The sequence below is a fragment of the Ruegeria sp. CDSA221 genome (assembly GCF_059611825.1).
In genome coordinates this window covers 15,010-31,599 of record NZ_JBXWPK010000020.1, presented here as the reverse complement: position 1 = coordinate 31,599, position 16,590 = coordinate 15,010, and the positions used below count along the sequence as shown (strand labels likewise).

Here is a 16,590-nt window from a genome sequence, read left to right as displayed (position 1 = left end):
AATGGGAGAGCCCCATGAACAAGATCTTCGAAATACCGCTTTACGCCTACGCGCGAAATCCCGATCAGGACGCCGTAGCCCCAATACGCCACAAAGTGATCGTCATCGGCGCCGGGCCAATCGGCTTGGCCACAGCTATTGATCTGGCACAACAGGGCGTTGAGGTTGTCGTTCTGGACGAAAATGACAAGGTCAGCTTTGGCAGCCGGGCCATCTGTTTTTCACAGCGCACGCTGGACATAGCCGACAGGCTTGGATGCGCAGAGCCCTTGGTCCGGAAAGGTGTTCTTTGGGATACCGGCAAGGTCTTTTTCGACACAAGACAGATCTATGAGTTCAATTTGCAGCCAGAACAAGGCTATGCCAATCCGGCATTTATCAATCTGCAGCAATATCACCTAGAACAGATCCTTGTGGACCGCTTGCGCGCACTCCAAGCTGAAGGCGCGCCAATCGATATTCGCGGCCGCAATAGGGTCGAGGCGATCGGCACCCATGAGGACCATGTCACGCTTGAGGTAGAGACCCCCGAAGGCCCCTACAACATAGAAGCCGACTGGTTGATCGCCTGTGACGGCGCACACTCTCCGGCCCGCAGGATGCTCGGGTTGGATTTCGACGGGCGCGTGTTCGAAGATAACTTCCTGATAGCTGATGTCGTGATGGAGGCTGACTTTCCTTCCGAACGCTGGTTCTGGTTTGATCCACCGTTCAACAGGGGGCAATCCGCCCTGCTGCACAAACAGCCCGACAATGTCTGGCGCATTGACCTGCAACTGGGTTGGGATATCGACAAGGAACGGGAAAAACGGCCCGAGAATGTGATCCCGCGCCTCAAGGAGATGCTGGGCGAAGATGTCGAATTCGATTTGGAATGGGTCTCGATCTATACCTTCCAGTGTCGCCGGATGGAGCGATTCCGGTATGGCCGGGTCCTGTTTGCCGGCGACAGCGCCCATCAGGTTAGCCCGTTTGGTGCGCGTGGGGCCAATTCGGGTGTGCAGGATTCGGACAACCTGTGTTGGAAGCTGAAGCTGGTTATCGACGGAAAAGCGCCCGATTATTTGCTGGATAGCTACAGCCATGAACGGGTGCAGGCCGCTGATGAGAATATTGCCTATTCCAGTCGCTCGACCGACTTTATCACGCCGAAATCCCAGATGTCCCGCCTGTTGCGCGACGCCGTTCTTGACCTGGGCGAGCACTACGAATTCGCGCGCCCTCTGGTGAATTCCGGCCGTCTGAGCACACCTTGTACCTATGCGGGCTCGTCGTTGAATTCCGCAGATGCGCTGAACGGGCCAGATATCACCCGTCCCGGCGCAGCGTGCCCGGATGCCCCCCTCGGCGCCGCGTTCCTGCTGCCGAAACTCGCGGGCAAGTTTACCCTTTTGACGATTGACGCCGACGCACCAGACACTCTTGAGGAAGACGGGGTTCAGGCAACCCGCTTGGCGTTGTCGGTTAAGGACGATCCGACCCTGGCGCTCAAGCGCCGCTATCTGGGGGATGCCACCAGCGCGGTTTATCTGATCCGTCCCGATCAACACGTGGCCGCCCGCCGTGATACGTACGAAGAAAACGCATTCCGGCAGGCGATCCGCAGGGCCACCGGTAAGGAGTAAGCGAGATGACCCAACTGATCCTCACCCCTAATCTGGACAATGCAGATGATTTCTATTTTGAACTGATCGCCGCCCATGACGGGCTGGATAAATCCGACAGCGACGCGCTGAATGCGCGGCTGGTACTGGTGCTAGCCAACCATATCGGAAATGCCGAGGTGTTGTCTGAAGCCCTGAAAGCCGCCAAGCTGAACGAGAATTGACGTAAACAGGAGGCCAGCGATGAGTGGCGTAGTTCTGTATGATTATTGGCGCTCGTCGGCCAGCTACCGGGTGCGGATCGCGTTAAACTTGGCGGGCATCAACTATCGTGCGGTGTCTGTCGATCTTGTCGCCGGAGATCACAAATCTGACGCTCATCTGAGGCGCAACCCGCAGGGGCTGGTTCCTGTGCTTGAGATTGACGGGCTGCAGCTGACGCAATCTTTGGCAATCATCGACTATCTGGACATGACTCGGGGTCTGGGGTTGCTTCCTGCGGAACCCGGTATTCGCGCACAAGCACTGGCGCTGGCACAAACCATCGCCATTGATCTTCACCCAGTCTGCAATTTGTCAGTCGCACGCCATGCAACCGCGCTCAGTGGGAATGCAGAAGGTATGCCTGGCAACTGGATGAACCATTTCATACGACCGGGTCTACTGGCGTTCGAAGCCCAGTTGGGCGGTTTCCAACAGACCCCATATTGCACTGGGCCGCAGCTAGGGCTGGCTGATCTGTGCCTGGTCCCACAGATGTACAATGCCCGCCGCTATCAGGTCGATCTGACCGACCTGCCCGGTATCCTGGGCGTAGAGGCCGCCTGCGCCAAACACCCAGCCTTTGCCGCAGCGCATCCCGATCAACACGCCCCCACCTGATCCTCTGCACAGGGCCTGTGTGCCGATGCGAATGGGAATTGCCTGACCCCTGCCTTACGTTCTTCAAAACAAATTGCAGGAGGCCCCAATGCCCGAAATCATCGGCTATCACGCCCATGTCTATTTCGATGCAGAAACGCAGGATACCGCCCGGCAGCTCTGTGAAGAAGCAGTGCGCCTGTTCCCAGTTACAATGGGGCGGATGCACGCCCGCAATGTAGGCCCACATCCAAGGTGGAGCTGCCAGTTGGGCTTTGCAGCCGACGCATTTGATCAGGTCATTCCCTGGCTGACGCTGAATCGGCAAGGGTTGACGATATTCACCCATCCCGAAACCGGCGAGCATCTGGCAGACCACCGCGACCGCGCCATTTGGATGGGTGAGATGCTGGATCTAGATCTGTCGATCTTCGACCAGCCTTAACCCAATGCCTTCGCCTGATCTCTCAGCTTGAACTTCTGAATCTTGCCGGTCGAGGTCTTTGGCAAAGGACCGAAGACCACCGTCTTAGGCACCTTGAAATGGGCCATGTTGTCCCGGCAGAACGCGATGATCTCTGCCTCTGTCGCTTGCCCATCTGGTTTGAGTTCAACAAAGGCGCATGGTGTTTCGCCCCATTTGTCATCGGGGCGGGCGACCACGGCGGCCTCCATCACGGCGGGGTGCTTGTACAAGATATCCTCAACCTCAACCGATGAGATATTCTCACCTCCTGAGATGATGATATCTTTGGACCGGTCCTTGAGTGCGACATATCCATCCGCATGCATCACCCCAAGATCGCCCGAGGCGAACCAGCCGCCCCGGAACGCCTTGTCCGTGGCATCGGAGTTTTTGAGATAACCTTTCATGACAACATTGCCCTGCATGAAAATCTCACCCAGCGTCTCGCCATCCGCAGGCACGGGTTCCAACGTATCCGGGTCGGCCACCATAAGGCCGGACAGGGCCGAATACCGCACACCCTGACGAACCTTCAAAGCGGCGCGTTCTTCGCCTTCTTTGCTGTTCCATTCATCCTTCCAGGCGCAGACCACGGACGGACCATAAGTCTCGGTCAGGCCATAGACATGGGTAACCTCGATCCCCATATCCTCCATCTTCTTAACCACAGCCGCCGGAGGTGGAGCGCCTGCGGTCATCACTTTGATCTCGTGATCGAAATCCTTAAGGTGATCGGGCGCGTTGGCCAACATGTTCAGAACAATCGGCGCACCGCAGAAATGCGTGACCTTCTCGTCCCGGAAGGCGGCATAAATCGGCTCATCCCGAACCGCCCGCAGGCAAACCGAGACCCCTGCATTTGCCGCCATGGCCCAAGGGAAACACCAGCCGTTGCAGTGGAACATCGGCAAGGTCCACAGATAGACTGAATGCCGGGGCATGCCCCAGTCCAGCAGATCAGATTGGGCATTCAGGGCCGCACCGCGGTGATGATACACAACCCCTTTTGGATTGCCTGTGGTGCCCGAGGTATAATTCAGCGTGATCGCATCCCATTCATCCGCTGGCAGGGACCATGCGAACTCGGGATCGCCTTCGGCCAAGAGCGTATCGTAAGTCAGACTGCCCTTTTTCTCGCCACCATCAAAGCTGGGATCCTCGATATCGATGACGAGAATATCGTGATCAACCTGTTCCAGCGCGTCTTGCACAACCGCAGAAAATTCCGGATCGACCAGCAGCACCTTGGATTCCGCATGGTTCAGGATGAAGGCAATGATCGGCGCGTCCAGCCGCGTGTTAATCGCGTTCAGCACGGCGCCGGCCATGGGAACGCCAAAATGGGCCTCGTACAGTTCGGGGATGTTTGCTGCGATGATCGAAACTGTATCTCCTCGCCCTATTCCACGCCTATCCAGAGCGCTCGCCAGTCGACGACAACGGGTATAGGTTTCGGCCCAGGAATACCGGCGGACGCCATAAACAACTGACGGGTAATCAGGGTAGACCTGCGCCGTCCGTTCGATAAAGCTTAGCGGTGACAGCGGCGTATAATTCGCCTGACATTGATCCAAGTGGCGTTCATATATGTTGGCCCCTGTCATCTGCGGATCCTCCCAAATCGCAAGTTGCGCGAATTGAACACAAACATAGTCCCATGACAAACCCGTAGAAATACGGGCTGAGGCGGCCAAATAACTGTGCTGTGCCCGACTGGCGATACCAACCTGCCCGATCTGGCCCTATCTTGTACTGGCCATTCACGCTGATCTGGGCCATCGAATATACAAGCCGAGGCGACACCGCCTCTGCAAGATGTGCACACGCTAATTTTGAAAGGACATGTCATGGACGGCACGTTCAACGAAAACGATCTTTCCCGCGTCGTCGAAGCCGACCGCGCCCATATTTGGCACCACCTGATCCAGCATAAACCCTTTGAAACCAACGACCCGCGCATCATTGTCGAAGGTAAGGGCATGCGTGTCTGGGATCAAAAAGGCAAAGAGCATCTGGACGCAGTGTCGGGCGGCGTATGGACTGTGAATGTCGGCTATGGCCGCGAATCGATCTGCAAGGCGGTCTATGACCAGTTGATGAAGCTGTGCTATTTCGCCAACTCGGCGGGCTCGATCCCTGGTGCTTTGTTCGCCGAAAAGCTGATCGAGAAAATGCCTGGCATGAGCCGCGTCTATTACACTAACTCGGGTAGCGAGGCGAATGAGAAGGCGTTCAAGATGGTTCGCCAGATCGCCCACAAGAAATACGGCGGCAAGAAGACCAAGATTTTGTACCGTGACCGCGACTATCACGGCTCGACCCTGGCAGCGATGTCGGCAGGTGGTCAGGACGAGCGCAACGCGCAGTACGGGCCTTTCGCCCCCGGTTTCATCCGCGTGCCGCATTGCATGGAATACCGCAAGCACGAGCTGGACGGCGCGCCCGAAGAGAATTTCGGCGAATGGGCCGCGGATCAGATCGAAGAGGTGATCCTGCGCGAAGGCCCCGATACGGTTGGCGCCCTGTGCCTTGAGCCCGTGACAGCCGGTGGCGGCGTGATCGAAGCGCCAGAGGGTTATTGGCAGCGTGTGCAGGAGATCTGCAAGAAGTACGACATCCTGCTGCATATTGACGAGGTCGTCTGTGGCGTTGGCCGCACCGGTACCTGGTTCGGGTATCAACAATATGGTGTGAAGCCGGATTTCGTGACCATGGCCAAGGGTGTCGCCTCGGGCTATGCCGCCATCGCCTGCATGGTGACCACCGAGGAAGTCTTTGACATGTTCAAAGAAGACGCCTCGGACCCGATGGGCTACTTCCGCGATATCTCGACATTTGGTGGCTGTACCGCCGGTCCAGCGGCCGCGATCGAGAACATGCGGATCATCGAGGATGAGAACCTGCTGGCCAACTGTGTCGCTATGGGTGACCGGATGACGGGCAACCTTCAGGCGCTGATGGAAAAGCACAAGGTCATCGGCGATGTACGCGGCAAAGGCTTGTTCCTGGGTGCTGAGCTGGTCGCAGACCGCGCGTCCCGTGAGCCAGTTGATGAGAAGCTTGCCCAAGCCGTTGTGGCCGACTGCATGGCGCAAGGCGTGATCATCGGCGTAACTAACCGCTCGGTCCCCGGTCGCAACAACACTCTGTGCTTCTCACCAGCGCTGATTGCCACCGCGGATGACATCGACCAAATCACCGATGCTGTCGATGGCGCACTGGGGCGTGTATTCGGCTGACACCGATAGCAGTCTCTTAGGATGAGACCATGAAAACCGGCGCTGCTTGCGCCGGTTTTTTTCTCAATACGGATGCCCAAACCCTTAATATGCGACCGGATGTTCCCGCTCAGTGCTGAATGTCGGCGGCCCGGATTGTAGAATCCGTTGATGTATTCGTTGAGCGTAAGCGTTGCAACTGACCCCTGAATTAGCCCCTGATCTGCCTCTTGTTTCCATGGCATATTGTCTAAAACGAGAGGCGGCAGCAACGAGGCAAGTTCCGCAATCATTCTAAGTCTATGGTTTCACCATTTAGGTGCATGCGGGAGGACGCCGTGTCTGGCCACCCGGCTTCAAGCGGTTTGTCAAAACCAAACTTGATCTCGGTGAACTGACTGTTGGTGACATCATGGAGGATTGCAACGTTTCGCAATCCCTCGTCTACAAATGGAGGTCAGGCGTGAAATCTTCACGGGTCAGAAGCGTCGCGCGGAACGAAGAACAAATTTTTTCGAAGGTTCTAGTTAACGAAAAGACGCATCCAGGCCGTGATCCAGAAACTGACAATCGCAATCTTCTGGCGCACCGGGAAAGCACCATGCCTTTCCTGCCAATTATCCGGTGAACTGTTTGGTCAAAATTGCACTCGCGATGGATAGCCATTCATGATTTCACCAGCTGGCAACTTTAAATTCTACGCCGCCACCAAGCCAGTCGATTTTCGTAAAGGTATGGGTGGTTTGGGGGCGATCGTTCTGAATGAATTCGATCTCGATCCATGCTGTGTTGCCATATTTGTTTTCCGTTCGACACGCACGGGCCGGCTGAAGCTCATAGTTTGGGACGGGGCGGGTCTTGTGCTGATCTATAAGCGGATCGGGGGTGAAGGTTTTGAATGGCCACGCGTCAGTGACGGGGTGATGACGATGACCAAATCGCAGTTTGAGGCCCTATTCGAAGGGCTTGATTCGAAGCGTGTGATAACGCGCTCTTCGGACTGCAATCAGTCCCTGATGTGAATAGCAGCGAACGGCGATACCAAGCCCAAAGCAGAATTTTGAGAGATAGTGGAAGGAGCACTCCGCCGTCACCACGGCGAAGTGCTGAATTGTGTGTGTCTAGTCGTTATTGAGACATCCCGCCTTCGCTGGAAACCTGTTTCTCAACTTGGCTTTGATTGGCTAGGTCAGAGCCACGCGGCGGGAACTCTTGGAATGTCTGAAGGTGTTGCTGCACCAGTCGCGCAGCAGGTCCAAACGCCCACATCTTCTGCCCCATCCATTTGGTATACATCCCGGATTCTTCGGCGGCCTTTTCATAAGGGTCGCGGCGCAGATTAAACAACATCGGCGCATTTAATTCTTCTTTTGGTCCGGCCCAGCCATGCTCTTGGATTACGAAATGGGCTTTCCAGTCCCTGTAGCGGACGGCCTGAAGGCTCGTGCCTTCGTAGTAGATGATTTCGTCGCGGTTGCTTTCGGCACCTCCCGTCAAATACGACAGTTGGTTGTATCCGTCCAAATGTGCTGTGTAGCCTTCATATCCAGACAAGAGCGCCTCGGGCAGGTTGTCAGGGCCACCTGCCGCTGCCACCAGCGTCGGCATCCAGTCCATACCGGACATAATGCCGTTTGCAACGCGTCCAGCAGGAACATTGCCGGGCCATTTGATAATCGCCGGAACGCGGAAACCACCTTCCCAGGTTGTTCCTTTTTCCCCGTGAAATGGTGTCGTGCCACCATCCGGCCAGGTCATCGTTTCAGGGCCATTGTCAGCAGTGAAAACCACAATTGTGTTGTCAGTGACACCCAGCTCGTCAAGCCGCGCCATCACTTTGCCCACATTGTCGTCAAGCTCTTGCATCACAACGTCCTGCAGCCCACGCCCATCGCCCAGCATGTCTTCGTATTTGGGGCTCAGGTGCGTCCAAACATGCGCTCTGGCCGGGGCCATCCATACAAAAAACGGTGTGTCCGCTTCGACAGCGCGATCAATAAAGTCGATCGTCTTTTCGGTCACCTCATCATCGAGCGTCTTTTGACGCTCGGGCGGCGCGGGTCCATCGTCCAGGATGCGCTGATTGCCGACCACGCCCCAACGCGGATCCACCGTTTCATCCAGTTCTTCGGTTGCAAAGGCATGTATGATGTTGCGCGGACCGAATTGGGCATTAAATTCGGGATCGTCTGGCCAGTCAGGGTCCGACGTATATTCCATCGCATTCAAATGGTAGAGCCAGCCCCAGTACTCGTCGAAACCTTTTGTTGTTGGCAAAAACTGGTTCTGGTCGCCCAAGTGGTTTTTCCCGAATTGACCGGTGGTATACCCCAAGGCCTTTAGCATGTTTGCAAGCGTGGGGTCTTCATTGCTCAGACCCACGGGATCACCGGGAAGACCAACAGTGTGCATCCCGACACGTACAGGAAACTGACCCGTCAAAAACGCAGCGCGACCTGCGGTACAGGTCGGTTCCGCGTAGTAGTCCGTCAGCCGCGTTCCCGCTTCGGCAAGCTGGTCCAGGTTCGGTGTTTTGATGCTTTTGACGCCTTGGTGGTAGCTTCCCAAGCTGGCCCAACCGACATCGTCAGCCATGATCACCAAAATATTTGGCTTGTCCTCTTGAGCAACTGCGCTTGCGGCGACAGCAACCGAAGCGACGACCGCTCCGACGAAAGTGCGCGCGATTGATAAGCGTTTCTGCATGAATCATCCTTTCTTGCATCGTATCGGGGTCGTCTGGTCGTCCTCATAGCCCCAAATTTATAAGCGCGTAATTACTGTACAGCAGCGGAAAATGTCGCGCTTAAACGTTTGTTGAGCATCGCGTGTGGCTCGATTGAGCTACCATAGTAGAGCTGTGCAAAGGCGGCGATGTCGTTGAACAGAACCACAGCGTTGCCATCTGTGCCTTCATAGACAAGCAGTTTCTGGCAAAAGGCATCAAGACCGATCGCCGGGTAATCCGCCATTGCGACTCCACCGGGCGCGGGCCCCCCGAACAGCAGCAGCTTTGCGGCGGGAAGGGCAACGTCAAACGCGGCAGCTTCTTTCATAAAATCGATCTCGCCGAACCAAATTGTGTCTGTTTGCGCGGTCACTGCTTTTTCGAGGCGCACAACCGTTTCGGCAACGTCATACGCCGACGCAATTTCAATAATGCCAAAATCACGCTCGACAGCATCGGTGGGAATCGGGCTCGGGTCTGCGCCATCAACCGCGCGCAGTACCGCTTGCAGGCGCTCATCAAAGGCAGCAAGGGCCGCTGACCCCTCAAGTCCGTGACGTTTGGCGATGAACGCAGAGGACGTGTAAGATAAGGACGGCTTAGCCTCGTCGCCGTATGACAACACCCTGAAGGGCAGATCCAACCCCGCACGAATGTTCTCGCTCAGGATGGCAGCGTTCACGCCGGGATCAGAGAAAAGCAAAACTCTCGACGGTGGCATCTCCACGCCTTCGCCAGCCGCCAAACGGGCATGATCTATCTCGATCACCCTTGCCATTTTGGCATCTGTCACCGCCTCTGCCACTGCTTCGAACAAAACATCGGTGTCGGCTTGCAGTGTATCATCTGCATCGGCGGAGATCGGAGTTAATGCCAGCGCAGCGGCCAACAGAGTGTTTCGGATACCCAAGTTGACCCTCCTGATCAAACCGCGCCTTGTTGACGCAAACGAAGCAGAGCCAAAGCTGCGAAAAGGATTTCTGCCAAAAAGTAGAACACCAGCAAGAAATTTGGCAAGCCATCGACCAAAAAGCTCAGCAGTCGGCCAGCGGCGAGCCCGGCCATGAAGAGGAACAGGCTCCAAAGGGCGGCGTTTGTAAGGGCGGGCTTGAATGCCCCGGCAATCCAAAACATCAACATCGCCAGATACAGCCCCATAATTGCCCGGAAGATGTGGGTGAGCTCTGTCGTGTCGACTGGAAATCCCAGCAACATCGGCACACTCGCCGACGGCATCGCGCCATAAGACAGTGCGATCGGGAACAACCCAACGGATGCGAGCAACAAAACAAAACGGCCAGACAAGGAATCTCCCTTTTGGCTGCCTCTACAAGAGCCAGATAGAATATACTTTCAATTCCGCGTTAGGCAACTCAGAACCATGGTCAATTTCCTTACCGCCGGAAACTTACGCGGGACGTTAGGATAGTACCGCAGGCACGACCTGCATATCAGGCTTTGTCCCCAACTCAGTCACGCATGTACCACGAGACGAATTACCGCTTCGTACCGCGACTTGATCCTTAATCCGCCCGTTGATGTTGCTTGCGCAGCGAATGGCCGGTCTGGTGAAGCTGCATTGCGGCGCCGTCGAGGAAGATGGATGTCTCCTTTGGGCCATCTGCTACGATGCTAGTTCTGCGAATCTGGCAGATGCCGCACCGCATCTGAGGTCGGCACTGAGCCCAACCTGTACCTTCAGTATTTTTGCTGCGCGCGTTCGCAGCACGAAAATCGCCGTAAGAGGTCAGGTTCCGCCGTCGCAGGGCAGCGGCAAAATCTGCCTTTCGTCGATTGCGCAGAATTTTTAATACGACATTTTCACAGGTTGTAAGACAAGACGGCCATCGGCTTCAATCTCGCCAACAGCCGCTGACAAATTTAAGAACCGGATTTCCCTGTCAGCATAAATTGATTTGAAGGTGCGCCTGCCCGTCGCTTGTCCGTTCAACAGAATGTCCTTTGGGACCAATTACACCACGAATGCGCAAGCGGAAATTTGAGAAGCCTTCGGATGTGACAACGTCTACGGCTTCATCCAAGTGCACCTCTAACCGGAACCATCCTGGTTTCATGATCGAAATAGAGATCACATGCCCCGTGAACGGTTGCGATAGATACGTTCCGCTGACCTTGTCCCCGATGGCCCATCCCTTGGTTGGTCCGTTTCCGATGGCTGCAAACATCGTGTTCCAATCGCGGAACCCGTGTTGGTGGGCGACCAACTCGAGGGACTTGGCATGGCCAATCGATGCACCTTCCTCGGTCAATTTTGTGCGCAAACGCTTAGCTTGATCCTTAGCTTGCGTAGCTGACGGAAATTGCGTGTTCATGACGCCACTCCTTTTTTGGTGTGGAAAATGCCCCATTTTAGCTCTGGGTCTTGGGCGGAGAGCCAAAGCACTACAACAGTAAGACCCAACATCATCACTTCGGCCAGCGGACCCGCATACCAGATGCCAACTTCGCCAAACCAGAAGGGCAACAGAAACGTCAACGGGATCGCAAATGCATAAGGTTTTGTCAGCCCTAGAAGGGCTGCCTTTCCTGCAGATCCAATCGCCTGAAAATAGGTCGCAATCATCATCAACGGGCCCAACAGGAAAAAGACACATGTCATTACCGGCAAGATGCGCGCAACCTCTGCAATGACCGACGTGTCGTCTACAAACGCACTGGCGATCCGGCTAGGCATGCTAATCACAACGACCTGCACGATTGCGCAATAAACAAACGCGACCCAAAGTGCCATGCGCAGGCTTGCATCTGACCTTTGCCAAAGTTCAGCACCATAGTTGTTGCCCGTGATCGTCTGCATTGCAAACGACAAGCCCAGAAGTGGCAGGAACGCAAAGGTGATGACCCGCGTGATGATCCCGTAAGCAGTAATTGTGTCGGCGTAACCCGGGCGACCAATCCATTGGAGGGCTGAGATAATCGCGGCCGACCCGAGAGCTAGTCCAATGAAATTGAGGCTTTGTGGTGCACCCAGTGCGAGGATCCGCCCCCATTTTCCGCATACGGAATGGGACAGCAAGGTCGCAGGACGCAGCGATGTTTCCCCAAACAATCGGTACGCAAAAATGATAGCAAACGCGAGCGCCTGTGCCGCCGCAGTTCCATAGGCTGACCCAGCTACGCCCATGTCCAGAACGGCGATGAGTACGTAGTTGAACCCCATGTTTGCAATCGAAACCAGCAGGCTCATCGCGGCCATAAAGCCCACGCGCCCTTCGTTGCGCAGCGCATCAGAATTTACCGACAACACGAACAAAAGCGGTGAGAAGAACACCGTAATCCGCAGGTAGACCAACCCCATCTGCGCCAAAGTCTCTGACCCACCAGCGGCCAGCAATGCAACTGGCTGGCCCAATAGAAGGAACAACACTATCAGAACTGCGCCCAACCCAATTGCCAGCCCATGTGCGCCAGCAAACGTGGCACGCGCGCCGTTCATGTCACCCGCGCCAAGGGATCGCGCCAGAAGGCTCGACATGCCGTTCGCCACAAGCGTGGAAAGCGCCACAATCAGCATGTAGATCGGGAACATCAACGTGACCGCAGCCAGCGCATCAGGGCCTACATAAATGCCCAGAAACAGCGCATCTGCAACAGACAGAAGCCCATTCATCCCCATCACGAAAATGATCGGGAGTGCGGTCCTAAAGTAGATGGTGCCAAGCGGCCCATCGGTGAATGTATTAGTGGGGCTATCGGTCATATCTCTCTTGCCTGATCGCTCAATTTGAGATGGGACCCGCATTACCATCCGCGCGATATGCGGAAAGAGGTAGATAGAGAATTACGTCGCAGAACTTAACCAAGACAAAAGTCAGCGGGAGGCAGGCGTCCACAGCCTGTACGTTGGCTAATCTGAAATTTTTCTGTCGTCAAGCGGTTAGTCTGCATCCGATTTTGCGGAAGCTGACTTACGCCGCGTTGCAGAAAAATTGGTAAAATGGGCTCTTACCACCAGTTGAAGTGCTCCGCAGAGAGTGGCGACAGGAGAGCCCATAGTTAGAGACGCAGCAACGTGAACCAATGTCTGCTGCTGCTATGCTATAGCCACAATCGGAGGGATTTTACGACCATGGGACAATTCGCCAGCTGATTGGATCAACGTGTTGGCGTCAATGCGGAAATGACGGTACAAATCCGCAATAGACCCGGTTTGGCCGAAATGCTCCACACCGTGCGGAATCGTTTTGTGGCCATGAACGGCACCCAACCAGGACAAAGTTGCCGGGTGTCCGTCGATCACTGTGATCAATGCGCAGTCGCGCGGCACATCTGCCAGCAGCGTTTCGATATGTGCCTCAGCGCCCCGAATGCCATTTGTGCGCGCCCGTTGCGCTGCAGTCCAGCCGGCGTTCAACCGGTCGGCAGAGGTCACTGCCAGAACGCCAACATCCCGCCGCCCCTGGGCGATATGGCCCGCTGCCCTGATGGCCTCCTGGGCAACCGCGCCCTGATAAGCAATGACAACTTCGCAGTTCGGTCCCGGTTTGCGTAGCCAATAGGCACCGTCGATGGCCCCCTGACGGAAATTGTCATCCACGCGTTTACCGGGCTGCTCAATCGGGTTGGTCGTCAGACGTAAATAGACCGAACCGCCGGTCTCGTCGCGCAACCACGTGCGTTCATCGGGATCTCCCTCGCCATCTTTTTGCATATAGGCAAAGGCCCATTCCATGATGACCGCCAATTCATCCGCAAAGGCGGGCTCAAATGCGGCCAACCCGTCTTGCGACATGCCAATCAGCGGCGAAGCGATTGATTGATGCGCCCCGCCTTCCGGCGCCAAAGTGACGCCAGAGGGCGTGCCCACGATCATGAAACGGGCATCCTGATAACAGGCGTAATTCAACGCATCCAAGCCACGGGACACAAAAGGATCATAGACCGTTCCAATGGGAATAAGCCTTTTGCCAAAAACCGAGTGCGAAAGCCCTGCCGCCGCCAGAAGCAAAAACAGGTTCATTTCAGCAATGCCAAGTTCGATATGCTGACCATCTGGTGTAAACTCCCACTTCGCGGTGGAGGGGATATTTTCAGCCTTGAAAGTGTCGGATTGATGGGTGCGCGCAAACAGTTTCCTGCGATTGACCCAAGGGCCAAGATTGGTTGTGCCGGTCACATCCGGAGAGGTCGTCACGATCCGCTCGGCCAGCGCGCTGTTGCCTTTGGACAGGTCATCCAGAATCTTGCCGAATGCCATTTGAGTCGAGATTTCACGACCCGGATCCAACTCAACTGAGGGGACGTCGATAACGTCATCTGAGTATCGGCGCGGCCCGCTGGCGAAGAAGGGCGTCTTTGCCAGCATTTTCTCAAACGCTGCCGGGTCTGCGATGGTGGCAAAGCGCTCCCATTCATCACCCTCAGTAACACCCATGAATTTCTTCCATTCTGCCATCTGAGTCTTGTTCATCAACCCACCATGGTTGTCCTTGTGACCAGCAATCGGCGTCCCCCAGCCCTTGATCGTATAGGCAAGGAAACAGACCGGGCGGTCGTGATCTATTGCGGCGAAGGTATCTGCCATGGTGGTGACGCAGTTCCCACCCAGATTTTCCATCAGAGCGGCCAGTTCGTCATCGCTGCGCGCATCAAGCAACGCGCTTACGTCGCCTTGATCGCCGAGGGTTTCCATCAGTCGCTCGCGCCACACCGCGCCCCCCATGAAGGTCAGTGCCGAGTAGAGCTGGTTGGGGCACTGATCAATCCATTGACGCAGCTTCTCTCCGCCCGGCTCTTTAAACGCAGCGCGTTGCAAAGCGCCGTATTTAACCCGCACAACATCCCATCCGAAGGCGTCAAAGATTTTCTCAATCCGTTGGAACAGTACTTCACGCGCGACACCGTCCAATGACTGGCGGTTATAATCAATGATCCACCAGCAATTACGCAGATCGTTCTTCCATCCCTCTTGCAGGGCCTCATAGATATTGCCTTCGTCCAGCTCAGCATCGCCAACCAATGCGATCATGCGTCCAAGCTTTTGCGTATCGCCCCAGGATTTGGCCTGTACATAATCCTGCACAAGTGACGCAAACGAGGTGATAGCAACGCCAAGGCCCACCGACCCGGTCGAAAAATCCACGTCATCGATATCTTTCGTGCGGGAAGGATAGCTTTGCGCGCCACCAAATCCGCGAAAGTTCTCCAACTTCTCACGGGTCTGGTTGCCCATCAGATACTGAATCGCGTGAAAGACCGGCGAGGCATGCGGTTTGACTGCTACGCGATCTTCCGGGCGCAGGGTCTGAAAATATAACGCGGTCATGATCGATACCATCGACGCCGAAGACGCCTGATGCCCGCCAACCTTGATCCCGTCAGCTTTGGGCCGAATGTGGTTCGCATGGTGGATCATCCAGTGGGACAGCCACAGCAAACGTTGTTCAATTGTTTTGAGATCAATGGACATGGTCAATTTCCTTAAGCTGCGCTGCGGACAGGGGGTCTTGGCAAGGCTTGTTCGAGATCGTGGATCACGTCGTCGATCCCCTCCAGGCCAATGGACAATCGCACCAGCCCATCGCTGATGCCGTGTGCGGCGCGTTCTTCAGGCGTATAGGTCGAATGGGTCATGCTGGCCGGGTGCTGCACCAGTGTTTCAGCATCTCCCAATGATACGGCGCGGGTGATCATTTGCAGTCTGTTCATCATCGCGCGCCCTGCTTCCAGACCGCCATCCAGTTCAAATGCAATCATGCCGCCGAATTTGGACATCTGCCGCTGCGCGACATCATGCTGTTCGAAACTGCTCAGTCCCGGATACCAGACCTTTCGCACACCGGCGGATTGCTCCAGATATTCGGCGATGGTCGCAGCGCTGCTGCAATGCCGATCCATGCGCAATTCCAGTGTCTTGAGGCCGCGCAGTATGAGCATCGCGTTAAACGGGGCCATGACCGCGCCGGTCATATCCTTCATCCCATAGAGGCGGATTTCAGTCACCAGCTCGGCCGATCCGGCCAGCAACCCTGCAACAACATCTCCGTGACCGCCTAGATATTTCGTCGCCGAGTGCAGAACGATATCTGCGCCATGTTTGATTGGCTGGGTCAGATAGGGCGTGGCATAGGTATTATCCACCACCACGTAGGCGCCGTTGGCATGGGCAATGGCTGATACAGACTGGATATCTACAAGGCGCATATTCGGATTGGCGGGTGTTTCAAAATAGACCACCTTGGTTTTTCCGCTGATCGCCTCTATCAGGTTTTCCGGCTCCGTCAGATCCACATGGGTCACTGTCACACCGAATTTTGCCAGCCCGTGCCGCATGAAGGAAAATGTGCAGCCATAGAGCGTCTTGTCGAGAATGACCTCATCCCCCGGGGCAAGAAGAGTCCACATCGTTGCAGTGATCGCCCCCATCCCCGAGGCCAGGGCCAATCCTGCCTCTGCCCCCTCAAGCACCGCGATGCGTTGCTCCAGCAAATCGCAAGTCGGGTTCGAGATGCGCGAATAAACATGCCCTGCCTGCTCGCCCGCGAACATCGCACCGCCTGCTTCCGCGGTTTCGAAAGCGAATGTCGAGGTCAGATGCAGCGGAGGCGTCAACGCTCCTTCGTTTTCCATCGGGTTATAGCCATGGTGAATGGCAAGAGTGGAGAAGCTGTCGGGGCGGTTGCGCATTGGGTGACTCCTTGGTTTTCAAGAAGCAGAGTATGACGACACGAGTGGCAAAATATTCCAAAAATG

At 55.7% G+C, this 16,590-nt stretch carries 14 protein-coding genes; 6 read left to right on the top strand and 8 right to left on the bottom strand.

What is annotated here, in order from left to right; translation table 11 throughout:
- Positions 1–14: 14 nt before the first annotated feature.
- The 4 genes from AC2FJ5_RS20160 to AC2FJ5_RS20145 all read left to right on the top strand — a co-directional run bounded on the left by AC2FJ5_RS20160 (position 15) and on the right by AC2FJ5_RS20145 (position 2,910).
- Complete coding sequence (locus AC2FJ5_RS20160; protein ID WP_496692093.1) at positions 15–1,625, top strand: FAD-dependent oxidoreductase; 1,611 nt, start codon at positions 15–17, stop codon at positions 1,623–1,625.
- A 5-nt stretch (positions 1,626–1,630) separates the two neighbouring features.
- Positions 1,631–1,828 carry a DUF2783 domain-containing protein gene (locus AC2FJ5_RS20155; RefSeq protein WP_271951493.1) on the top strand — a complete coding sequence of 66 codons (198 nt, stop codon included), beginning with the start codon at positions 1,631–1,633 and terminating at the stop codon, positions 1,826–1,828.
- Positions 1,829–1,847: 19 nt separating this feature from the next.
- Entirely contained in the window at positions 1,848–2,486 is a 639-nt protein-coding gene (gene maiA / locus AC2FJ5_RS20150) for a maleylacetoacetate isomerase (RefSeq protein ID WP_496794408.1), read from the top strand.
- Between the two features lie 88 nt (positions 2,487–2,574).
- Positions 2,575–2,910: a DOPA 4,5-dioxygenase family protein gene (locus AC2FJ5_RS20145; protein ID WP_496794407.1), complete on the top strand. Its 336-nt coding sequence runs from the start codon at positions 2,575–2,577 to the stop codon at positions 2,908–2,910.
- Here the strand turns inward: AC2FJ5_RS20145 and AC2FJ5_RS20140 are convergent.
- Complete coding sequence (locus tag AC2FJ5_RS20140; RefSeq protein ID WP_496794406.1) at positions 2,907–4,535, bottom strand: acyl-CoA synthetase; 1,629 nt, start codon at positions 4,533–4,535, stop codon at positions 2,907–2,909. The two genes, AC2FJ5_RS20145 and AC2FJ5_RS20140, sit on opposite strands and share 4 nt — an antisense overlap.
- Before the next feature lie 243 nt (positions 4,536–4,778).
- Between AC2FJ5_RS20140 and AC2FJ5_RS20135 the strand changes: the two genes are divergently transcribed.
- Both AC2FJ5_RS20135 and tnpB read left to right on the top strand, forming a co-directional pair.
- Complete coding sequence (locus AC2FJ5_RS20135) at positions 4,779–6,170, top strand: aminotransferase family protein (protein WP_496794405.1); 1,392 nt, start codon at positions 4,779–4,781, stop codon at positions 6,168–6,170.
- Positions 6,171–6,817: 647 nt separating this feature from the next.
- A complete protein-coding gene (gene tnpB, locus AC2FJ5_RS20130) occupies positions 6,818–7,171 on the top strand; it encodes an IS66 family insertion sequence element accessory protein TnpB (protein WP_496794404.1) in 354 nt (117 codons plus the stop codon).
- 106 nt (positions 7,172–7,277) lie between these two features.
- Here tnpB and AC2FJ5_RS20125 read toward each other — a convergent pair whose 3' ends face one another.
- The 7 genes from AC2FJ5_RS20125 to AC2FJ5_RS20095 form a co-directional block, all read right to left on the bottom strand.
- Positions 7,278–8,855: an arylsulfatase gene (locus AC2FJ5_RS20125; protein WP_496692090.1), complete on the bottom strand. Its 1,578-nt coding sequence runs from the start codon at positions 8,853–8,855 to the stop codon at positions 7,278–7,280.
- A gap of 71 nt (positions 8,856–8,926) precedes the next feature.
- On the bottom strand, positions 8,927–9,787 hold the full coding sequence (locus AC2FJ5_RS20120; protein WP_496794403.1) for a DUF302 domain-containing protein: 861 nt from the start codon (positions 9,785–9,787) through the stop codon (positions 8,927–8,929).
- Positions 9,788–9,801: 14 nt separating this feature from the next.
- Positions 9,802–10,182 carry a DUF4345 domain-containing protein gene (locus tag AC2FJ5_RS20115; RefSeq protein ID WP_496692088.1) on the bottom strand — a complete coding sequence of 127 codons (381 nt, stop codon included), beginning with the start codon at positions 10,180–10,182 and terminating at the stop codon, positions 9,802–9,804.
- A 596-nt stretch (positions 10,183–10,778) separates the two neighbouring features.
- Positions 10,779–11,210 (bottom strand): glyoxalase superfamily protein, encoded by a 432-nt coding sequence (locus tag AC2FJ5_RS20110; RefSeq protein ID WP_496794402.1) that lies wholly within the window; start codon positions 11,208–11,210, stop codon positions 10,779–10,781.
- Complete coding sequence (locus AC2FJ5_RS20105) at positions 11,207–12,598, bottom strand: MATE family efflux transporter (protein ID WP_496707103.1); 1,392 nt, start codon at positions 12,596–12,598, stop codon at positions 11,207–11,209. Before AC2FJ5_RS20105 ends, AC2FJ5_RS20110 begins: the two co-directional genes overlap by 4 nt.
- Before the next feature lie 333 nt (positions 12,599–12,931).
- Positions 12,932–15,307, bottom strand: a complete 2,376-nt coding sequence (locus AC2FJ5_RS20100) for a thiamine pyrophosphate-binding protein (protein ID WP_496794401.1) — start codon at positions 15,305–15,307, stop codon at positions 12,932–12,934.
- 11 nt (positions 15,308–15,318) lie between these two features.
- Positions 15,319–16,524, bottom strand: coding sequence for a methionine gamma-lyase (locus AC2FJ5_RS20095; protein ID WP_496794400.1), 1,206 nt, complete (start codon positions 16,522–16,524; stop codon positions 15,319–15,321).
- Positions 16,525–16,590 lie beyond the last annotated feature (66 nt).